Raw genomic sequence first — 19,489 nt, 5'->3', positions numbered from 1 at the left:
CGAGAGATTTATGTCATGAGCGACGCAGCCTTCGAGAATGAAACTCGGACTCTGTACGATCTCGAATCGGGAGTTGCAAATCGGTGACGTACTCGCGGTTGCTGACCGTGCAGGCTATGATGGCGTCGAACTGTGGGGTGGCGACCATCTCGGTAGTCGGTCGGATGCTGCGTGCGAGGATGCGCGTGTCACCGCAAAGCGCCGTGGCCTCGACATCCCGGTCTATGGATCATACCTTCGTCCTGGAACAGCCACATATGCAGATGAAGTTGAGCGCGAACTTGCCATCGCACAAACTCTGGAGGCGGCGAAAATACGTGTCTGGGCCGGACGCGAGGAGTACGAAACCCGGACTGAACATCATTGGGAGCGGGTCGTCGAGGATCTTTGTGACCTCTCGGATCGGGCCGCTGACCGCGGGCTAGCGGTGACAGTCGAAAAGCACGGCGGGACACTCACCAACAGCGCTGTCGGAGCGAAGCAACTCCTCGCAGCCGTCGACGAAGAGAACTGCCGACTCAACTGGCAACCCCTGTTTGTACTACCGGCAGACGAGATTTTGACCGAAGCGCAAGAGCTCGGACCTCTGGCGAACAACGTCCACCTCCAAGCTGTTCCGAAACGTGGGCTGAGTGGCGAACACCGATGTCTGCTCGCCGACGCCCATTACGATGTTCCGGCAGTGATTGATGCGCTCTCTGCAGCAGGTTTCGACGAGTATCTCGAAGTTGAGTTTGTCACTGACCGTTTCGATTACGAGACGGCAGTCACCCGAGATCGAGAGTATCTCACATCGTTGGTGTGAACTAACCCAACCTACTGCGCTATTCGGTCGCTTCGCTCCCTGCGTTGCTCCTTGAGGAGGGGACTTAGCGCCGATCTCCAGTTAACCAGAATCGAGTATTCCGGTTGTCCACAACGTTCATTTGCTTTTCGGGCCCATTCGCTGCATGAACATCCGGACGCTCGAACACGACGACGTCACTGATGCACTAGCGTTGTCGACGCAGGCAGGTTGGAATCAGCTCCCGGTCGACTGGCATCGGTTGCTGAACCTCGCTCCGGAAAGTTGTTTCGGGGGATGGGTCGGTGACGACCTCGTTGCGACTGCCACGCTGGCGACGTATGATGAAACAGTCGGCTGGATTGGGATGGTGCTTGTCGAAGAGAGTCACCGACGCCAGGGTTACGGGATGGAGATGTTCGAACGGGTTCTCGATATCGGTCGCAAGCGGGGTCTCGATGTCGGTCTTGATGCGACCGATGCCGGACGCGCAGTATACAAACAAGTTGACTTCGTCGACGTCGCACCTATCGAACGGTGGGTCGGAACGCCGACTGTTTGTGAACCACCGTCCGCACTCGAAGTCACTACTTCGGAGGGAATTTCGACCACCGTCGAACGAATCGACCGCCATGCTGTCGGGGTCGACCGGACTGCGCTCCTTGACGCAATCGCATGTGAAGAAGATGTCTCGACGCTCGTCATCAGCGGCGACAACCTGGATGGAGAGGGATACGCGGTGATTCGACCTGGCAGGCAACACTGTCATATCGGACCATTTGTCTCAACTTCACCTGAAGTGACGGAACTGCTCCTTCAGGGAGCATCGAATGTTCTCCAGGGCGAGAGTGCTATCGTCGATTTGCTCCCGGATGCTGGTGCGGAGAAAACACTATTCTCCGAGTTCGGTTTCGAACAGCAACGCCAACTCACTCGAATGGTCTATCAGGAACCACTGCCACTGCTGACGAGCGAGACAGTCGTCGCCGGCGCCGGTTTTGAACTTGGGTAGTAAGTGGTGGTTGGCCACTAGAAGGTCAATATCGAGATCTATGATACCTTTCGACACGTAGATTTATCATGGTTTGTCCTAAATTTCGGTCATGGACCGCGCATTGGTAGTCGTCGATTCTACGGATACGAGTGAAAATCTCCTCAGCGAAGCGGGAACGCTGGCTGCTGGAGTAGATGCAGAACTCGTTGTGCTATCGCTTCTCACAGATGAAGAACTCGAACGAGACCTTGAGCAGTTGGCAGCTATTGACTCAGTCGAAAAAACGGGATATGGGACTGCAACCGTCCTTGAGGCCGCGAAGAATGGAGTCAAGACAACCGTCGAAGAGTGTCTGAGCGATATAGGTGTCCGCTGTGAAGTTATCGCTTCCCTTGACAAGGATCGACGGGCAGCGACCATTGTCTCAGTTGCCGACGAGTACGACTGCGACCATGTATTCATCGCCGGGAAGAAGCGCTCGCCGACTGGGAAGGCTGTCTTCGGCGACGCTACTCAGGGGGTCATTCTCAATTTCGACGGCCACGTTACTGTCGCACTCGAATAGCTCGAAAGCAATACCACATCCAAAGCTGATTGACTGCAGGTTGCCTGGACGTCAATTATCGACTCGCACGCGCTTCATCTCTAAACCGTTGGACGCGAGTTCGAAGTTGGAGGTTGAAGTAGGCGACCCAAATGAGGCCGGCCACTAACGAAACTGCAAGCATGAAAACCGGATCACCTCCAATCGAGCGTTCGAGGAGAACCCCGCTGACGACGGCTCCAGCCGTGTAGACATACATGACCATATCCGCTTTGTTGAGTGGCATACTTCCAGACGAACCTCCGTCCCCCTAACTGTACGCATTCGACGACGGAAACAACTTTGTCGACTCCGCGTAGAGCCAACGTTATCCATGTCGAGCCAACCGAATATACTGTTCATCGTCACCGACCAACATCGAGGTGACTGTATTGGAGCCGATCCCGACTCGCCAACCGATGCAGATGGATACCCGCTCGTTCATACGCCGAACCTCGACTCGCTTGTGAGCGAAGGTGCGATGTTCACCCGTGCGTACACGCCCTCTCCGTCGTGTTTGCCCGCCCGACGCAGTCTACTGACCGGCCAGACGCCGGCGACAAACGGTGCGCCTGGATGGGTTGAGACGCCGTGGGAGTTCGAGCACACCCTCCCAGGTGAACTCCGCAAAGCCGGCTACCAAACGAAACTCGTAGGCAAAATCCACTCTGTCCCCATCCGAAACCACGTCGGCTTCGAGAGTATGGAACAGCACGAGGCGCTGTTTTCTCATCCCGACGATGACTACACCCGTTGGCTCAAACGCGAAAGTGACGGTCGGTTTGACGAACTCTCACATGGCCTCGGACGAAATTCGTGGGACCCTCGGCCAAGTCACCTTCCTGAGCATCTTCACCCAACCAACTGGACGACCGATCGTGCGCTTGAATTTCTTGACCAACGCGACGAGACACGGCCATTCTTCCTCAATCTCTCGTATGTTCGTCCGCATACCCCATTTGACCCGCCGCAGGCCTACTGGGATATGTACGTTGACCGCGACACTCCAACGCCGTATGTCGGTGAGTGGGCAGAGGAAGTCTACGGCGAGAAAATCCCTGAGTATCCAGCCGTCGACGCATGGGTCGCTGACCTATCTCCGACAATCATTCACCGCGTCCGAGCGGCATACTATGGGCTTATCACCCACATAGACCACCAGCTAAAACGTGTGTTCGACAAACTCCGGGTACTCAATGAACTCGATAACACTGCAGTGGTGATGCTTTCTGACCACGGGGAGATGCTTGGCGATCACTATCTGTGGCGCAAGACCTACGCATATGAGGGCTCTACACGCGTACCGCTACTGATGCGTTTTCCTGCTTCATCTGACCTTCCTAGAAAGCGCATCGTCGACCGGCCTGTCGGCCTCGAAGACGTCATGCCGACACTTCTCTCGCTAGCGGGCGCTCCCATTCCCGATACCGTCGAGGGAGGGAACCTCATTGATTTGCTCGAAGACCCGTCTCGTGACGACTGGCGTGAGTGGTATCATGGTGAGCACGCCGCTGGTAGCTATGATCCAGAGAACGCGATGCAATACGTAGTCGATGGCCGCCATAAATTCGTCTGGAATCCCGTAACTGGCCGAGAGCTGTTATTTGACCTCGGCAGCGATCCTGGGGAGGAGCAAGACCGCTCAAACGACCCGGCGTACGAAAAGGTTCTCGGGGAGGCACGCAGTGTGCTTGTTAACCGGCTTGATGGCCGATCCGAAGAGTTCGTCACAGACGGCGAGCTCACGACAACGACGGCAGTCCATGAGGCTATCGCTGATCCGGACGCCGTTGGCGATGCAGACGACTGCCAGTCAGGCGATTGACCCGAGTAGTCTCAAAACTGGACTTCGGTTTCTGTCAGGCTAGAGCGTGGTCGTAGACTTCGCGGAGTACAGCCTCAACTTCATCACCTAACCGTTCGTATATTCGCTCTCCTTTCTCCGCAGTGGCGAGCTCGGGGGCTCCGATGGCCCCTGTTTCCGAATACTCGTCGAAGCCACGGTACACTGAGAACGGACCACCCGCGAACATGTCGTGGAGTCCGTGTTCGTACTCTGATTCAAGCATCGTTCCCTCGATACGATCGTCTCTGACGAGGTCGGGACGGAGATGAAGCATCAGTGAGGTCTCGAACTCGCCTGCGTGCACCATGCCACCGACGTCGCTTTCGCGTATTTCGTCGATAAACGACCCAGCCAACTCGAAATAGGTAATCCCAGTAACTTCGGTGTCGGGATGGTCGATGCCGATAGTGCTGACGGCGCTGGCAACGAGCGATGCATTCCCACCGTGACCGTTGACAAGAACAACTGCGTCGAACCCATTTTGCAGCGCCGACTCACAGATCTCTTCAAGCAAATCCAACAGCGTGTCGTACGTCGTCGTTATCGTCCCCCCGAATGGGAGGTGGTGAGGTGAGTAACCAGACCACACCGGTGGTGTAACGAGAATCGGTATATCGTCCTCAACGCGACTCGCACCGAGATGCGCGACGGCGTCAACTAGAATCGTATCCGTAGCGACTGGCAGGTGGTGGCCGTGTTGTTCGATGCTCCCGACCGGAACGATTAACACTGAGCCATCAGAGTCGGCGGTTTCGGCAATTTCGGCGTACGTCTTACCCGCCCAATCGTTGGCAGCGGACCCAAGCGTATCGTAAACCATGCGACCACCCACGGCCGAGGGATGCTTGAAGGTACGCGTTAGATTGGGAAGGAATACGCATTGGACTCTTCGAGGACGAGGTATGTTTTTCACCCCGCTCGCTAATGAGCGAGTATGCCTGCGCTCTGGACCTATCCATGGACGCTGTTCGAAGGGGGGATAGACAAGTCGCTTGCGCGAATCGACGACTCCGGGTTCGACGCGATCAACGTCGCAAGCCACTACCACTCGGTTCGCTCACTTGAGCCACGAAACGACTCGAAGCTGTTTCGGAAGCGCGCTGGCGGGTGTTACTTTGAACCGAAAGCAGACCGTTTTGCTGAGACCACCATTGAACCGATACAGAATGATATCGAAGAAACCGAAGACCCGCTTCGAGACATCGTTGATGCGGCATCTGACCGTGGACTTTCAGTCAACGCGTGGACGGTCTGTCTTCACAATACTCGATTAGGTGCTGCGAATCCACAGTACCGGATTGAAAGTGCGTTCGACGATGCGCACGACCATGCGTTCTGTCCGTCGCATCCAGAAGTCCGCGAGTATTTCGCTGCCGTCGTTGCCTCAGTAGTCGACTGCGGCGTTGCCGATATCCAACTTGAATCCGTTGGCTACCCAAGTGTCTTCCACAGCCACGGCGTAGAGTATGGCCACGATAAGCGGCAGGTGCTCACCTCTCCGACTGAAGAATTACTCTTCTCGCAGTGTTTCTGCGATGGATGTGCGGCCGCTGCGGAGTCACATACGGTCGATTTCGACATCGCACAGACGACGGTTCGTGAACTCGTCTCCGAATCCCTCGAGACACCACACTCAGATCCGATATCGCTTGACGCGCTCGTCCAAGAACACGACGACCTTGCAGACCTCTTTGATTTCCGTGCTGATGTTGTCACTGAGTTTGTCGAACGTCTCGCCGACGCTGCGGGAAAGTCAACACTCACATACTACGATATGCCGACACCACTCGGCACAGCTCCCGGTTCGGGGTGGGCCAGCGGTATCCAATACTCGGCGCTCGAACCACATCTCGACCGCGTGACGGCCCTCTGTTACGTCTCTGACCCGGCCGTTGCAAGTGATCTAATCCGAACATTCCAGCGTACGACTCACCTCCCCGTGGACGTCGGACTCACTCTTGATCCGTCTCTACTCAGCAGCGAGGCCGAACTCCGAACGATGGTTGATTCAGTTCGGAGCGAAACAGATGGCCGTATTTTCGTCTACCATCATAGTCTGCTTACAGACGCTCAGTTTGGGTGGCTCGAAGACGTCTTCGTCGACCGATGAGGACAGCTGCACAAGAATTGCTCAGTGGATCTCGCTGCAAAGACGAGAGAACTCATCTGACCATTGGTTTTATCGTGCGGTTGTGCGACGACCGAGTATGGAAATCACGGGTGTAGCGGCGTATCCGGTGAACGTACCACTTGTACCGCTCGAAGACGGCGGCATCGCGCCATATGTGACGAATCACAACGAACTGCATGAAATGGACCGCGTGCTTGTTCGCGTCGATACTGATGAGGGCATATCGGGGTGGGGTGAGGTTCGTGTGTTTCTCTCGCCGGCAGCAACCGTCTCCGTTATCGAAGATGGCATTGGGCCGCTCGTGACGGGCCAATCACCGTTCGAACTTGAGAAACTTCGGCGACAGCTGTTTATCGAGTACACAAACGTCGAACTGTTTTTCGCCCCTATCGAGATTGCCTGCTGGGATATCGTCGGGAAGGCACTCGAAAAGCCCATCTACGAACTGCTCGGCGGCTGGACTGCCCCAGAACAGACGCAACGACGCCACCGAGCACACATGGCCGACTACGAGGACTCTCACAGCATAGAGGTGGCGTACTGTCTCGGCATCCTCTCTCCGGAGGAGTCCGCCGAAAAAGCCCGGCGGGTGCGCGATGACGGGTATGGTGTGCTCAAGACGAAAGCGGGACGCGACTGGCGCACTGACGTCGCACGTATCGAGGCGATGGACGAGGCCGTCGACGGCGAACTCGCATTTCGGCTTGACCCGAATCAAGGTTGGACACTTGACCAGGCAGTCCGTGTCTGTGCGATGTTAGAGGACGCTGGTATCTACCTCGAATATGTTGAACAACCGATTGCGACTAACGCCCATGGGTCGCTTGCTACCCTCCGCTCTCGAACTCGCCAACCTATTGCGCCGAACGAGGATACATACATCCCGAATAACCTTCGTCGGCTCATCCAAGCTGACGCCGCCGATGTCGCCGTCCTCGATATGACGCCCGCGGGTGGAATTGCTGGACTTCGGCAACAGGCCGCTATCGCAGAGGACGCTGGTCTCCCGGCGACGCACCACTGTGCATTCGATCTCGGAGTCCGTACCGCAGCCGTGCTGCACGCCGTCTACGGCATCCCTGGCTTTACGCTTCCACCGGATTCGGTCTACGAAGGCTGGGCAGATGACGTCGTTACCGAACCGTTTAGCGTTGAACACGGTATGATGACGGTCCCAGACGCTCCTGGTCTCGGCGTTGATATCGACTACGACAAACTCGAAGAGTACGCGATTACGGTTTGAAGCATCGACCCACGACTTCAGTCGTGAATTTCTGCCTTGTGTCGATGTGATCTCAAGTTTCGTGTTGTACGTCGGCTTTCGATAGCCGTTGCGGTCGACTGGCAGGTAGAGTCATTAGGGGTGCGCTGAAAGAACCGAGCGACAATGACAGCGGGAGTACTTTCGAACCAGACGGCTATCGTCACTGGAGCGTCCTCGGGCATCGGACGGGCAGTTGCGCGGCGCTTCGCCGAGGCGGATGCAGATCTCGTCATCTGCTCACGTTCGACCGAGCGTATAGCACCAGTTGCAGACGACCTCAACGGCGTGGGGGACGGTCAGTGCGTCAGCGTTGAATGCGACATCACCGACCAGGACGCCGTCGATGCGATGGTCACCGCCGCCGTCGACGAGTTCGGAAGCGTTGACGTACTCGTAAACAACGCCGGTGGTGCCATTGACGACGACAATCTCCATCGCGTTGACCCTGATACGTGGGCACGCAATATCGAAGTGAATCTCACTGGCCACTATCGCTGTACCTACGCGGCGCTGCCGGCGATGGTCGAAAGTGGCGGTGGATCAATCCTGCATATGGGCACGGTGAATGCATTGACTGGCATCGGCCTTACTGCCTATTCGGCAGCAAAGGGCGGACTTCTGTCACTGTCACGGCTCATCGCCACACAGTATGGGCGATTCGGCATCCGGTCGAATGTCCTCTCACCAGGGACTATCGAGACTGACCAGCGAAAAGTTGAGATGAAACGAGACCAGACGGCGGAGGCGAGCGACGACACTCGCTCGATTCACGATGAGTGGCTCGACCAGTATCCGCTTGGACGCTTCGGCGCGCCCGAGGAAGTCGCAGACGCAGCGCTGTTTTTAACATCAGATATGTCGTCGTTCGTCACTGGAACAAACCTCGTTGTCGACGGCGGCCTCACTGCTGGACTCGATTCAACGCTTGAACGTCGTGTGTATGGTATCGATGAACGACCCATCTACGACCCGAGGGCATCAGAAAAATAGCTGGAACAGAAAACGGTGAATTCGACCTCTGTGGGGTCCTACAGACAGTGGATGTAGCGTACGTCGCTTCACTCCCGAGGCGGCAGTAGCGGCGACTGCTCGCTTTCTTCGAACACTCGCTTCCGAGTCCGTTCCTCGTAGTCGAGCATTGTCTCCATTTCAAATTCAGCTTCGAGATCTTCGATGGAACAATCATCAGTGAGTGACTCGACGACAATGTTTCCAACCTCGGGAAGTTCGTGAAACGCTATGTCACCGCCATATCTCTCACGTATGGCATTGACCGTCTCTCGGTTCTGATAGCGGCCGTAACTTCCACAATCGGTATTGACGATAGCGAACGAGACGCCTGCAGACGCGTCGTCTCCGAGATTAACTGAGGGTGTGCCCATATGACCGGTGATTTCACCAAGGCGTGTGCCAGTCGGAGTAAGCGTCCGGGCTTCCGTCTTGTCGCAGGCTACGACGTGGTAGCCGTAGTATTTCGCCCACGTCTCGAAGTGCTGGTAGGACTTGGCAGTAGTTGGGTGAAAGACGAGGTTTGCGCCCTTTTCGGCGAAGCGGACGCCGAGTTCTGGATATCGACCATCCCAGCAGATACACGCACCGACACGTCCGAATTCAGTCTTCCACACTTTCACATCCTCGCCAGGCTTTGTTCCGTCGTTCATCTCGCCAATAGTCGGTGCGAACTTGTGGGCGATACCCACGATTTCTCCAGTTGGTCCGATAAACGTGGCTGCGTTTCGGAGATCATCACCGTCGCGCTGAATCATCGGAAGGAACACATAGCTGCCAAGTTCTGCGGCTTTCTCGGCGACGGCATCGGTCGCTGCACCTGGAATCGGTTGTGCAACCTCGTCTCGACTGAGCCCGTCACGTCGATACCGGAGCTGAAGAATGAACTCAGGGAAGCAGACAAAGTTCGGATCGTATTTTTCCGCGTCGTCAAGCAGTCGAAGTACCAGATCAAGGTTTGTAGCTACACGGTCGCCGTCTTCTGCCTCTAACGGTGGGTTCAGTGCGTAAGAGAGCACTCTTGTTCGCCGCATTGTTCGGCAATTGGCCGACGGAAACTTAAGTATACACGACAGTCGTTCTCAGTCGCGGTGGGTGGCAACAGACCCCAAAACATTTTGATAGCGGACGACAGCCATACTCCATGGTACAGACAGCAATACAGCTGTTCACTTTGAAGAACCTTGACGAACCGCCGTGGAACCTCGCTGAACTCGTTGGTGAGACTGCTTTCGATGGTGTCGAGTTCTATGACCGACAGTTCGACGCATTCACGCTTGCAGGAATTGTGCAGACGACGGACGCACTTGATGAGGGTAATCTCGGTATTGCGGGTGCACACATCCGTATCGAACGTCTCGAATCGTCTTTCGATGAAGTCGTCGGGATTTGTGAGCATCTCGGCTGCAATCGACTCGTTGTTCCGACGTATGAACGAGAGGCGTTCGAAAGCTGCGAAGGCATTGAGGCAGCTGCTGACCGAATCGCTGGTGTCGCTACTGAACTCGACGCCTATGACATCGAACTCAGCTATCACAACCACACCTTCGAATTCGACGAGGTTGATGGCGAAATTGCCTTTGAGACGTTTGTTGACCACGCTGATGGCCGGTTCAAATTCCAACCAGATGTTGGCCTCGCAACAAACGCCGGCTACGACCCGCTTCAACTTCTCGAACTCGTCGAAGGTAACGCGCCGGTCGTCCATCTCACCGACACAGACCCAAGCGAGGAGAACCGGATTCATGCTGATCTCGGAACTGGTGTGGTCGATATTGACGCGTGTGCGGCCGCTGCAGCCGACGGCGGTGCTGAATGGCTAGTGTGCGAAGTTGGCCGTCCCGACGATGCTACTGCGTCACTCGAACACGGCGCATCAGCGTTTGCTAACCTTCGCGACGAACTCGCATCACAGTCGTGAAGATTCTATACGTCGACGTCGACTCACTTCGACCTGATCACCTCGGGTGTTATGGGTATGACCGAGACACTTCGCCGACGATTGATGCACTCGCTGCAGAAGGACGGCGCTTCACGAACTACTATGCATCGGATGCTCCGTGTCTTCCCTCTCGGTCAGCGTTGTTTGCCTCTCGATTTGGCATCCACTCTGGTCTCGTTAACCACGGTGGAATAAACGCTGATGCCCGTCCACTCGGTGGCCATCGAATATTCCGCAATCACGATGGCTGGAAATCTTGGATGTGGGCGCTTCGTGAACAGGGCTACTATACAAGCACGATTAGTCCTTTCATTGAGCGACATGCGGCGTGGCCTGTTACTGATGGGTTCTGCGAAGTCCACAATGCGACCGGCGATGACGAGCGTATTGGTCTGTGGCAGCCGACGGCCGATGAGGTATTACCACAGGTCGAATCGTGGCTCGATCGAAACGTTCACCGAGAAAACTGGTTTCTGCACGTCAACTTCTGGGACCCCCATACCCCCTACGCTACGCCTGCTGAGTTCGGCAATCCGTTTGAGGATGATCCGATACCTGAATGGCTTACCGAGGAGCAAATCGATGAACATCTGAGTCATGCAGGCCCCCACAGTGCATACGACCCGTTTCATTTCTCCGATGAGAGCACTCGATTCGAGCCAGATAACGATGTACTGCGGGTTCCCACGACATTCCAAATCGACTCTCGGGAAGCATTCAGACAGTGGGTCGATGGGTACGACGTCGGCGTCCGTTACATGGACACACATCTGAAAGTGATTCTCGCCCGTCTGAAGGAGGCAGGTGTCTTCAAGGAAACACTCGTCATCGTCTCAGCGGACCACGGTGAGAATCTCGGTGAACTCAACGTCTACGGCGACCACCAGACTGCTGATGAACATACCTGTAACGTTCCACTCGTGATGTGTGGTCCTAGCGTCGAACCTGGCGTTGACGATGATTTCCATTACAATGTTGATCTCGCACCAACCGTAGCGGAACTCGTCGGCGGTGAACCCGGTACGCGATGGGACGGCCAGTCATTCGCAAGTTCGGTAACTGACGGTGAATCCATAGGGCGTGAGTATCTCGTTTTTGGGCAAAGCGCCCACGTCGTTCAACGGAGCGTTCGCTGGGACCACTGGCTGTTTGTTCGCACCTACCACGACGGTTATAAGACGATTCTCGACGACGTAATGCTGTTCGATTTGGAAAGTGACCCCCACGAGACGGAGAACCTCGCCGGGTCACACCCGGAGGTCGTAGAGACGGGTTTTGCGAAACTGGGCCAGTGGACAGACGCACGACTGCTCGAAGCTGCTTGCGACGAAAACGGTGGCAATCCGCTGACGCCAAGCGGCGTCGCCGACCCTATCTGGCAGGTTATCGCTGAAGGTGGCCCATATCACGTTCGAGTACGTAACCCACTCCCGAGATATCTCGAACGATTACGTAAGACTGGACGGAGTGATCGTGCTGATGAGTTGGTGTCCCGCCACGCTCAACAGCTTTCGTCGCATTGACGCGGTCGTTCCCACCGCTGCTATTGACGGCGACAGCCGACTCACCATTCCAACAGGACGCCCATTGCGTCGGTTCTATCGTTGAGTAAGCGGTTATACAGCGCCGGTGCGTCCTCATACGAGTGTTCGTGGCTGACTAACCCCTCAACGGATAAGGACCCATCAAGCAGCAGGTCGAAGAACAGTTCGCAATGTCGCTGTTGTGTCCACGGATTGTTCGGTGTTGCCACTGACGGGTGCGAGGAATTGTGTGCACCGATAATCTCGTAGCTTGGTCCGTTACAGTGATCGTGGAGATCAAGGGTTGTTTCGCCGCGTGGACTACTGAGAACGACGAACCGTCCTTGGTCCCGTAACACCTCAAATTCATCCGTAATGATGTTCTGGTTGCCAGTAACCTCAAAGACGACGTCCGCAAGTCGTCCGTTCGCTGCACGTTTGAGAGCACTTGCCGTGTCCTCATCTGTCGGATTGATACCGTCAATCGACGACACTTCTGGGAGATACGAGAGCCGCGAGGCAGCGATGTCGATACCAACTACCGGCCGTGCGCCCGCGACATGACCGCACCGAACTGCGAGTTGGCCAAGCAGTCCAAGACCGTAAACCACAGTGGTTTCGCCCCACGTTAGGCGGCCGCGACGCACACCGTTCATGACGATTTCTGCGATAGTGAAAAATGACGCCTCAACGTCTCCGACGCCGTCGGGCACAGGCCGACAGTCCTCTGCATCTGCGACGACGTAGGCAGCATGAGAGCTGTAAGTTGCGACGCGCTGTCCAACGTCGATTGTCTCGACGTCTTCGCCGACCGCAATGACTTCGCCGATGTTGTTGTACCCGGGCACGAACGGGTACTCGACGTGGCCAGCCCACTTCGACCCCGGCGGAAACTCACCGCCGAGAATCGTGAGTTCGGTACCCGTACTGACGAGTGTCCGTCGTGTTTCGATGAGAACTTCGTCGGGATTCGGTTCTGGGACATCTTGGGTTTCGATGGTTACCACTCCTGGTTCGGAGAATACGACTATCGGGTTCGACATGTGCTGCCCTGGAGGACGAACTACGAAGACATAGCTCTGGGGGGAGAGAACTCTGACTGTAGGGAAGACAAAAGTGAGTGGAATACGCGTCGGTCAGGCTGACGCGATAACTTCGATTTCGACACCGATATCGATGGGAAGGTCTGCAACTTCGACGGCACTGCGGGCCGGGAATGGGTCGCTCATGTACTCGGCGTACACTTCGTTGACTGCATCGTAGTCTGCCATATCCGTCACAAAGACGGTTGCTTTCACGATGTTTTCGAGTCCACTTCCAGCCGCATTCAGTACCGCCTCGACGTTTTCGAGTGTCCGCTCAGTCTGTTCTTGTATGTCGTCGCTGACGACTTCACTTGTTTCGGGATCAACCGGGCCTTGTCCGGAGACATAGATTTTCCCCCCGTCTTTGATTCCCTGTGAGTACGGGCCAATAGCAGCTGGTGCGTCGTCGGTATGTATTTCTTCCATGATTTGTCTCTGTTGCAGTCTCGTGTTCTTTCGACACTCTTTAGCATTTATCGTCTGCGAAGGTGTGTCACCGTAGGCGAGAGGAGGTTACTTTTCCCCGAGGAGTGAGAGAATGTTTCTGCTGCTCACGCGCTCGCGCTGCTCATCTGACACTGGGAGTTGCTCAGTGTAGATATAGTGTGAATCGAAGGTGAGAAACGGCAATTTCGACCCGCTCACCAAACGGTCGACGCCGATGTCACGTACGATCTCCTCACCTTGGTAGAGGAAGAACATGAGCAGGTCGTCCAAGACAAACATCGTTTCACCGTCTCTGACCAAATTGTCATAACGGACGCCGGTCGGGTACGAGGTTGTCGTCTCTTTGACGATACGACCCGCTTGATTCCATGCATTGGCGACAATGACATCTGTCTCTGGCGTCCGCTTTAGGACACGAATCAACTGGTCGATGTGCGTTGGATCCCAGTGTTTGCTCCGAATTGCCTCGACATCGCGGATTTCGAATCTCGGATGGCGCTGGCGCTGATCTTCGAGCGTTGCGACGAACATGACGGGGACATCTAGCTCTGCACAGAGTTCCATCAGTTCGTCTACCTCGGAGGAATCTATATCGTAGTCGTGGTACGCGGGGAAGACTCGAACGCCCTGCATACCGAGCTCTTCGACGCATTCGCGGAGATCGCGGCGCCACGCCGGATACGTCGGGTTTATCGTAGCGAATGGAACAAAGCGGTCCTCATGGCCTTCGATCCGAGCGGCCAGTTCTTTGTTCCCTTTGTGGCAGTTCCGATAAAACACCGCCTCGATAGAGGAGACGACAGCGCGATCAACGCCCTCATGGTCCATACGCTTGCGGAGGTCCTCAACATCGGCATCGAGTGACCGCCACGGGAAATCACCGAGGTAAGCGTTCGCATCAACGATATGCTCCTTGCGAGGCTCTTCATACTGTTCGAACAACTCGCGAGCACGTTCTCTTCCAGCAGCGATTTTGTCTTCGTCGAGTTTGTTCGGCACTGTCTCTGGGATGAGACTCTCCATGTTGTACGCGATTTGTGCCTTCTGCTCCGGTGTGAGGTCTGAGCCACGGAGCTTGCCAACGCCAGGAAGCACCCACGTATCAGTTCCAAATACGAGCCTATCGACGCCGAGATATTCGACAGCCATCTCGAGTTGTCCCGCATCGCAGACGCTCCCGCTCGTGTCGAGGTAGATGTTTTCGACGTCCTGTATGTTTTTGATACGATACTCCCAGAATCCACCACCGCCGATATGCCCGGAGATGAGTTTGAGTTTCGGGAACGACTCGGCGAGTCCGCGGACGTTTTCGGAGAACGATTCTTTCGGGAGTCGCTCACCGCGTTCGGTCTTCTGTGAGACATGCGATATAATGGGCACGTCCATCTCAACAGCTGCCTCCGCAAGTGGTTCGACTTCTGGGTCGTCTAAGAACGCTTGCGCGTAGAGTTTCAGGCCCATGAGGCCGTCTTCCTCGACTGCACGGCGGAACTCGTGGACGCTGTCTTCACCCCACAGCGGGCTTGCTCGTGCCCATCCATAGAAGAGGTCCGGATACTCCTCAACGTATTTTGCGACGACGCGGTTGTACTCGCGACATTTCTCTATCGAATCGCCGCGTTCGCCGATGAGACAAATACGATCGACGCCGAGTGTTTGGGCTTGTTCACCGACTTGATTGGCACGTTCAGCGCGCTTTGCAGACGTAGAGTTATCCTCTGTCCAGAGGTGGAAGTGGCTGTCTATCATTCGATACAGTGGTCATTCTGGCAGAGCATGTTAAGTGTTTACGCTCCTCAGTTTCTCACCACACTTCCCACAGAATTTGTAGTCGCTCTCGTCGACGGCACCGCAGTTCGAACAGCGAGTCTCGTTCTCGGAGACGGTGAACTCAGCAGTAGACGTCGGTTTTCCGTCGGTCTGTTGAGATCTGTAGGATCGAAACTGCGGTGGAAGTTGAGACGTCTCTTCAGGCTCATGCATCTCACTGCGAATACGGTAGTTGAGATAGGCCCCAAATACCATCAGGAGAACACTTACTCCGAGTATGAGTGGATTCCACGTCGATGGGTTGCTTAGTGGACTGCCCTGCTGGGGCGCTCCAAGGGTGACGCTAAGAAACAAAAAGACGCCTATGAGCGGTAGTAAGACTGCGACACCCTGAAGCAACAAGAGGCGTCGGGACCAGTCAGAACAACCACCAGGAGGGCGATTACTCATCGCGTCACCTTCCGATCTCGGAATGGCCATATCTCGCAGTCAGACCGAACCAAGAAATCGCTGTACTGCTCATTACAGCGGCTCGGTTGAGATAATCGCAATGAACTACGGTAATTGTGTGTCATTTCATCTCACGCCGATGTGAGCACACACCTTGAGTGTTCCGTCGCTATTTTGCTATTCTTGTCCCATTACTGTCATTTATATGCTATTAGAATTTGATCGGTTCCCACCTGAACCTTTTTGATACCCCCCCGAACATACGGTGTATGGTACGTATCGGCATAGTCGGTAGTGGGTTTATGGCTGAAACCCATGTCGACGCCCTCAACCGTATCGACCAAGCAGAGATCGTCGGTATCGCCTCCCCAAACACCGCCACGACGTTCATCGACGAGCAAGACCTTGACGCAAAACCTTACACGTCGACCGAAAAAATGCTCGATGACGCAGCTCTCGATATCGTCGATGTCTGCTCTCCAACTCCAACACACCGGTCGGTTGTCGAGGCTGCCGCAGCACGCGGCCTTGACGTCTTCTGCGAGAAGCCACTCGCCGACACGCTTGTCGACGCACAGGCGATTGCAGACGTTGTTGACGAGACGGGCATCTCGTGTATGGTTGGCCACGTAGTGTGTTTCTTCCAACAATACGAGCAAATTAAGCAGGTAGTCGACAATGGTGGTATCGGAACTCCAGGTGTCGCTCGTGCCCGACGTCTCTCGGAGTTCCCCGCCTGGGGTCACGGAAACTGGTATGCTGACCGTGATCAAAGTGGTGGCGCACTTGTCGATTTCGCGATTCACGACTTTTATTATCTCCGGTGGATATTCGGTGATATCGACCGCGTATTCGCTCGCAGCAATGTTTGGGACCACGGTGAACACGCACACGCGACACTTCGATTTGAGAATGGTGCAGTCGGCTACGTAGAGGCGTCATGGGGACTGCCCGAAGGACAGGGCCTCACGAGTGAGCACGAGTTTGCAGGCGATAACGGCGTCGTCGAAATCGATCGTAGTGCGGCGGCAGTGACGATTCGCGATACCGATGGGACAAAAATCTCGAACCCAGTACGGGCCAATGGATACCAGCGGCAGTTCGAGACATTCCTGGAAAACCGCGAAACGGGAATCGAACCGCCCGCAACGATCGAAGATTCCATCGAGGCGCTTCGTATCTCACTGGCCGCGAAACAATCTGTCGAGACAGGAAAACCGGTCGCTATCGAGGAGGTAGACAGATGACTACGTCTGTTCGTCTCGGTATCCTCTCGACAGCGCATCTCCACGCGGACGTCTATGCGCCACTGCTTTCAGAGTTAGACGGCGTCGAGTTTGTCGGTATTGCTGGCAATGATACCGAGCGAGGACAGCAATTTGCGGTCGAACACGAAACGAGCTACGAAAGTATCGACACATTGCTCGATCTGGCTGACGGGGTTATTATCTGTTCGTCGAACGCTGACCACCACTGGTGGGCTGAGCGTGCCGCCAAAGCAGGTGTCGATGTGCTTTCGGAGAAACCACTCGGTCGATCCGTCGATGAGGCCCGTGCTGTGGTCGACACCTGTACAGATGCAGGCGTCACACTCGGCGTGGCGATGCCCCTTCGGTTTAGCCGTCCTGTCCAGGAAGCAAAGTCCGAGCTAGATGCTGGAAGAGTCGGGGACATCCAAGCGGTTTCGGGAACGAACCGTGGGAAGATGCCGGGAGACTGGTTCGTCGACCCCGAGCAATCTGGCGGCGGTGCTGTGATGGACCACACCGTTCACATTGTCGACCTCGTCCACTGGTTGACCGACGAACGCGTTGCAGAAGTATACGCTGAGACAGCGACACGCTTCTATGACCTGCCGGTTGAAGATATCAATCTACTTTCGATGACGCTCACCGACGGAACGCAGTTTTCACTCGATGGTTCATGGAGTCGCCCAGAGAATGCTGACAGATGGGGTGACGCAACTGTCGAATTCTTCGGTACCGACGCGAACGTTGCCGTTGACTGCTTTGCACAGTCATTTAGACATATCGACGATAGAGACGAAAGCGCTGGAATTCATTCTGTGTTCTGGGGTGATAACGCCAATAAGGGCATGCTCGCGGACTTTGCGGACGCTGTTCGGGAGGGTCATACCCCCCAGACGACAGGTCAAGAGGGAGTCGACGCTGTTGCCGTTACGGAAGCTGCCTACGAATCCGCCGAGCGAGGTGAAGCTGTCAAAGTCAACTACAAGTAGGAGTACTGCAACGGACAGTTTCGCCGACTTTTGACGGACTGACTGCTTGTGCTATTGAATCAGGTCGAGAGAAGCTTCGCGGAACTCGCCGATGGCTTCTGGGGCGATTTTCATTGTCCGAACTTCGTAACCAACGTTTTCGAGGTCGGCGAGTGTTGGGATGTAGCCAACGTAGTCGTTGACGTATCCTGCAGGCAGTAGGGTGTCGACGCGCGCTCGTGATTTGAAATCAAGGCCATGTTGGGTAAGGACTTCACCTGGCATACCAAGCAGTCCGCTATCTCCAACTTCGATGTAGGGAAGTCGGTTCGGAAGACAGCGCGCATCCCAGTCGGCGATAGCGAGCAAGTCGGTGACGTAGCGCCGATCCCAACCGAGTTTCGTCCGCCCAGTTTCGTCTCCGTCACGTTCTAATTGCCGAAGCTGACTGTCGAGTGCCTCAAGTCGGGCTTCGAGACGTTCCCGAGGTGGTGTTGTTTTCACTGGGAAGCGAACATTGAGATCGTCAGTATAGATGGGTGCGGTCGAAATCGCCTCCGAGGCTTCGGCGTCTGCGATCGCTTCGAGAACAGTCTCGCCGACACGTGTGCCAACCTGTTCCATATATTCATACACTTCTTTTCCAGTGCGTCTCTCCATACTTCCTGCAGGGTTGATGTCGCCCGCCGCACCGTTTAGAAACAGCACTCGCATCCCATCACGCTCAGATTCAATTCGTTGTCGTGTATATCCCGGCCAGTCTGCAGAGAGCGCGTACTCATCGGGTGTCGTACAGACTGGATGGCACGCAAAGTTATAGATCACCGTTTCTTCGCCAGTCGCTGTCTCAACGAGGACCACTGTCACATCCGAATCAACCGGTCCGTACGGGACGCGGACGTTGCCACTGACACCGCCGGACGCGCGGCGGTTGTTTGGAACCTCTCTCTCACTCGCTTGCCCGACGCGAATCTGCGCTGGTTCGAGGCGGCTGTGAGCGCGAACAATCACATTGACGAACTGCTGAGTGATCGTTGTCAGTGACTCAGAGACGTCCGTTTCGACACGGAGCGAGCGAGTCGCATCAAGTGCTCGCGCCGGGATGTACGGTCCTGCATGGGTGTGGCTCGCCGCCAGTAGGAGTTCATCGAGTTCGACGCCCTCGTTGGTGAGCTGAGAGCGGACCGCGGTGGTGAGTTCACGTGACACGTTGAGAAGGTCTGCTGAGACAATAGCGACAGTCGTCGCACCGTCGGATAGTACAACCGAAGTAGCCATCAATGGGTCGTGGACACTCTCAAAAAGCCCCTCACGCGCGCCATATCCACTCATTGGTACTGCTTCGGTCGGTGTGATATCCTCTGTAGCACTCCCCGCAGAGAGTTGTGCCTCGTGCGGAAGCGTTGATGGTGTAAACGTCATATCAAAAGTATCGTCTTGCAGT

General features: G+C 55.5%; 18 protein-coding genes. 11 read left to right on the top strand and 7 right to left on the bottom strand.

From position 1 onward, the window contains the following. Window positions 1-37: 37 nt before the first annotated feature. From LAQ73_RS16090 to LAQ73_RS16080, 3 genes are all read left to right on the top strand, one after another. Complete coding sequence (locus LAQ73_RS16090; protein WP_224271012.1) at window positions 38-805, top strand: sugar phosphate isomerase/epimerase family protein; 768 nt, start codon at window positions 38-40, stop codon at window positions 803-805. Between the two features lie 145 nt (window positions 806-950). Next, window positions 951-1,796 carry a GNAT family N-acetyltransferase gene (locus tag LAQ73_RS16085; protein ID WP_224271011.1) on the top strand — a complete coding sequence of 282 codons (846 nt, stop codon included), beginning with the start codon at window positions 951-953 and terminating at the stop codon, window positions 1,794-1,796. Between the two features lie 91 nt (window positions 1,797-1,887). Further along, entirely contained in the window at window positions 1,888-2,343 is a 456-nt protein-coding gene (locus LAQ73_RS16080) for a universal stress protein (RefSeq protein ID WP_224271010.1), read from the top strand. A gap of 55 nt (window positions 2,344-2,398) precedes the next feature. Here the strand turns inward: LAQ73_RS16080 and LAQ73_RS17875 are convergent, their stop codons facing one another. Beyond that, a complete protein-coding gene (locus LAQ73_RS17875; RefSeq protein WP_486606358.1) occupies window positions 2,399-2,608 on the bottom strand; it encodes a DUF8074 family membrane protein in 210 nt (69 codons plus the stop codon). An 87-nt stretch (window positions 2,609-2,695) separates the two neighbouring features. Between LAQ73_RS17875 and LAQ73_RS16075 the strand changes: the two genes are divergently transcribed. Further along, on the top strand, window positions 2,696-4,186 hold the full coding sequence (locus LAQ73_RS16075) for an arylsulfatase (RefSeq protein WP_224271009.1): 1,491 nt from the start codon (window positions 2,696-2,698) through the stop codon (window positions 4,184-4,186). A 34-nt stretch (window positions 4,187-4,220) separates the two neighbouring features. Here the strand turns inward: LAQ73_RS16075 and LAQ73_RS16070 are convergent, their stop codons facing one another. Beyond that, window positions 4,221-5,027, bottom strand: coding sequence for a creatininase family protein (locus LAQ73_RS16070; RefSeq protein ID WP_224271008.1), 807 nt, complete (start codon window positions 5,025-5,027; stop codon window positions 4,221-4,223). 114 nt (window positions 5,028-5,141) lie between these two features. Between LAQ73_RS16070 and LAQ73_RS16065 the strand changes: the two genes are divergently transcribed. From LAQ73_RS16065 to LAQ73_RS16055, 3 genes are all read left to right on the top strand, one after another. Then, on the top strand, window positions 5,142-6,317 hold the full coding sequence (locus tag LAQ73_RS16065; RefSeq protein WP_224271007.1) for a hypothetical protein: 1,176 nt from the start codon (window positions 5,142-5,144) through the stop codon (window positions 6,315-6,317). A gap of 97 nt (window positions 6,318-6,414) precedes the next feature. Beyond that, the gene (locus LAQ73_RS16060) at window positions 6,415-7,581 is read left to right on the top strand and encodes a mandelate racemase/muconate lactonizing enzyme family protein (RefSeq protein WP_224271006.1); all 1,167 of its coding nucleotides are present in this window, start codon (window positions 6,415-6,417) and stop codon (window positions 7,579-7,581) included. Window positions 7,582-7,725: 144 nt separating this feature from the next. Beyond that, on the top strand, window positions 7,726-8,592 hold the full coding sequence (locus LAQ73_RS16055; RefSeq protein WP_224271005.1) for an SDR family NAD(P)-dependent oxidoreductase: 867 nt from the start codon (window positions 7,726-7,728) through the stop codon (window positions 8,590-8,592). A 68-nt stretch (window positions 8,593-8,660) separates the two neighbouring features. On the opposite strand, the gene LAQ73_RS16050 is transcribed toward LAQ73_RS16055, so the two are convergent. Next, the gene (locus LAQ73_RS16050) at window positions 8,661-9,644 is read right to left on the bottom strand and encodes a carbon-nitrogen hydrolase family protein (RefSeq protein ID WP_224271004.1); all 984 of its coding nucleotides are present in this window, start codon (window positions 9,642-9,644) and stop codon (window positions 8,661-8,663) included. 110 nt (window positions 9,645-9,754) lie between these two features. Between LAQ73_RS16050 and LAQ73_RS16045 the strand changes: the two genes are divergently transcribed. Continuing rightward, the gene (locus tag LAQ73_RS16045) at window positions 9,755-10,531 is read left to right on the top strand and encodes a sugar phosphate isomerase/epimerase family protein (protein ID WP_224271003.1); all 777 of its coding nucleotides are present in this window, start codon (window positions 9,755-9,757) and stop codon (window positions 10,529-10,531) included. Next, window positions 10,528-12,075 carry a sulfatase family protein gene (locus LAQ73_RS16040; protein ID WP_224271002.1) on the top strand — a complete coding sequence of 516 codons (1,548 nt, stop codon included), beginning with the start codon at window positions 10,528-10,530 and terminating at the stop codon, window positions 12,073-12,075. Before LAQ73_RS16045 ends, LAQ73_RS16040 begins: the two co-directional genes overlap by 4 nt. Window positions 12,076-12,116: 41 nt before the next feature. Here the strand turns inward: LAQ73_RS16040 and LAQ73_RS16035 are convergent, their stop codons facing one another. From LAQ73_RS16035 to LAQ73_RS16025, 3 genes are all read right to left on the bottom strand, one after another. After that, window positions 12,117-13,118: a zinc-dependent alcohol dehydrogenase gene (locus LAQ73_RS16035; RefSeq protein WP_224271001.1), complete on the bottom strand. Its 1,002-nt coding sequence runs from the start codon at window positions 13,116-13,118 to the stop codon at window positions 12,117-12,119. A gap of 93 nt (window positions 13,119-13,211) precedes the next feature. Further along, window positions 13,212-13,586: a RidA family protein gene (locus tag LAQ73_RS16030; RefSeq protein WP_224271000.1), complete on the bottom strand. Its 375-nt coding sequence runs from the start codon at window positions 13,584-13,586 to the stop codon at window positions 13,212-13,214. An 87-nt stretch (window positions 13,587-13,673) separates the two neighbouring features. After that, window positions 13,674-15,356 carry an amidohydrolase family protein gene (locus LAQ73_RS16025; RefSeq protein WP_224270999.1) on the bottom strand — a complete coding sequence of 561 codons (1,683 nt, stop codon included), beginning with the start codon at window positions 15,354-15,356 and terminating at the stop codon, window positions 13,674-13,676. Between the two features lie 740 nt (window positions 15,357-16,096). On the opposite strand from LAQ73_RS16025, the gene LAQ73_RS16020 reads away from it, so the two are divergent. Together LAQ73_RS16020 and LAQ73_RS16015 are read left to right on the top strand one after the other, a co-directional pair. Next, window positions 16,097-17,074, top strand: coding sequence for a Gfo/Idh/MocA family protein (locus LAQ73_RS16020; protein WP_224270998.1), 978 nt, complete (start codon window positions 16,097-16,099; stop codon window positions 17,072-17,074). Further along, window positions 17,071-18,066, top strand: a complete 996-nt coding sequence (locus tag LAQ73_RS16015) for a Gfo/Idh/MocA family protein (protein WP_224270997.1) — start codon at window positions 17,071-17,073, stop codon at window positions 18,064-18,066. Before LAQ73_RS16020 ends, LAQ73_RS16015 begins: the two co-directional genes overlap by 4 nt. Window positions 18,067-18,117: 51 nt before the next feature. Here the strand turns inward: LAQ73_RS16015 and LAQ73_RS16010 are convergent, their stop codons facing one another. Beyond that, window positions 18,118-19,467, bottom strand: a complete 1,350-nt coding sequence (locus tag LAQ73_RS16010) for a neutral/alkaline non-lysosomal ceramidase N-terminal domain-containing protein (protein WP_224270996.1) — start codon at window positions 19,465-19,467, stop codon at window positions 18,118-18,120. Between the last annotated feature and the right edge of the window lie 22 nt (window positions 19,468-19,489).

This window comes from Haloprofundus salinisoli, assembly GCF_020097815.1.
GTDB classification, from domain to species: Archaea; Halobacteriota; Halobacteria; order Halobacteriales; family Haloferacaceae; genus Haloprofundus; species Haloprofundus salinisoli.
The sequence above is the reverse complement of the archived record's forward strand: the minus strand, read 5'-3'. Positions and strand labels throughout refer to the sequence as shown.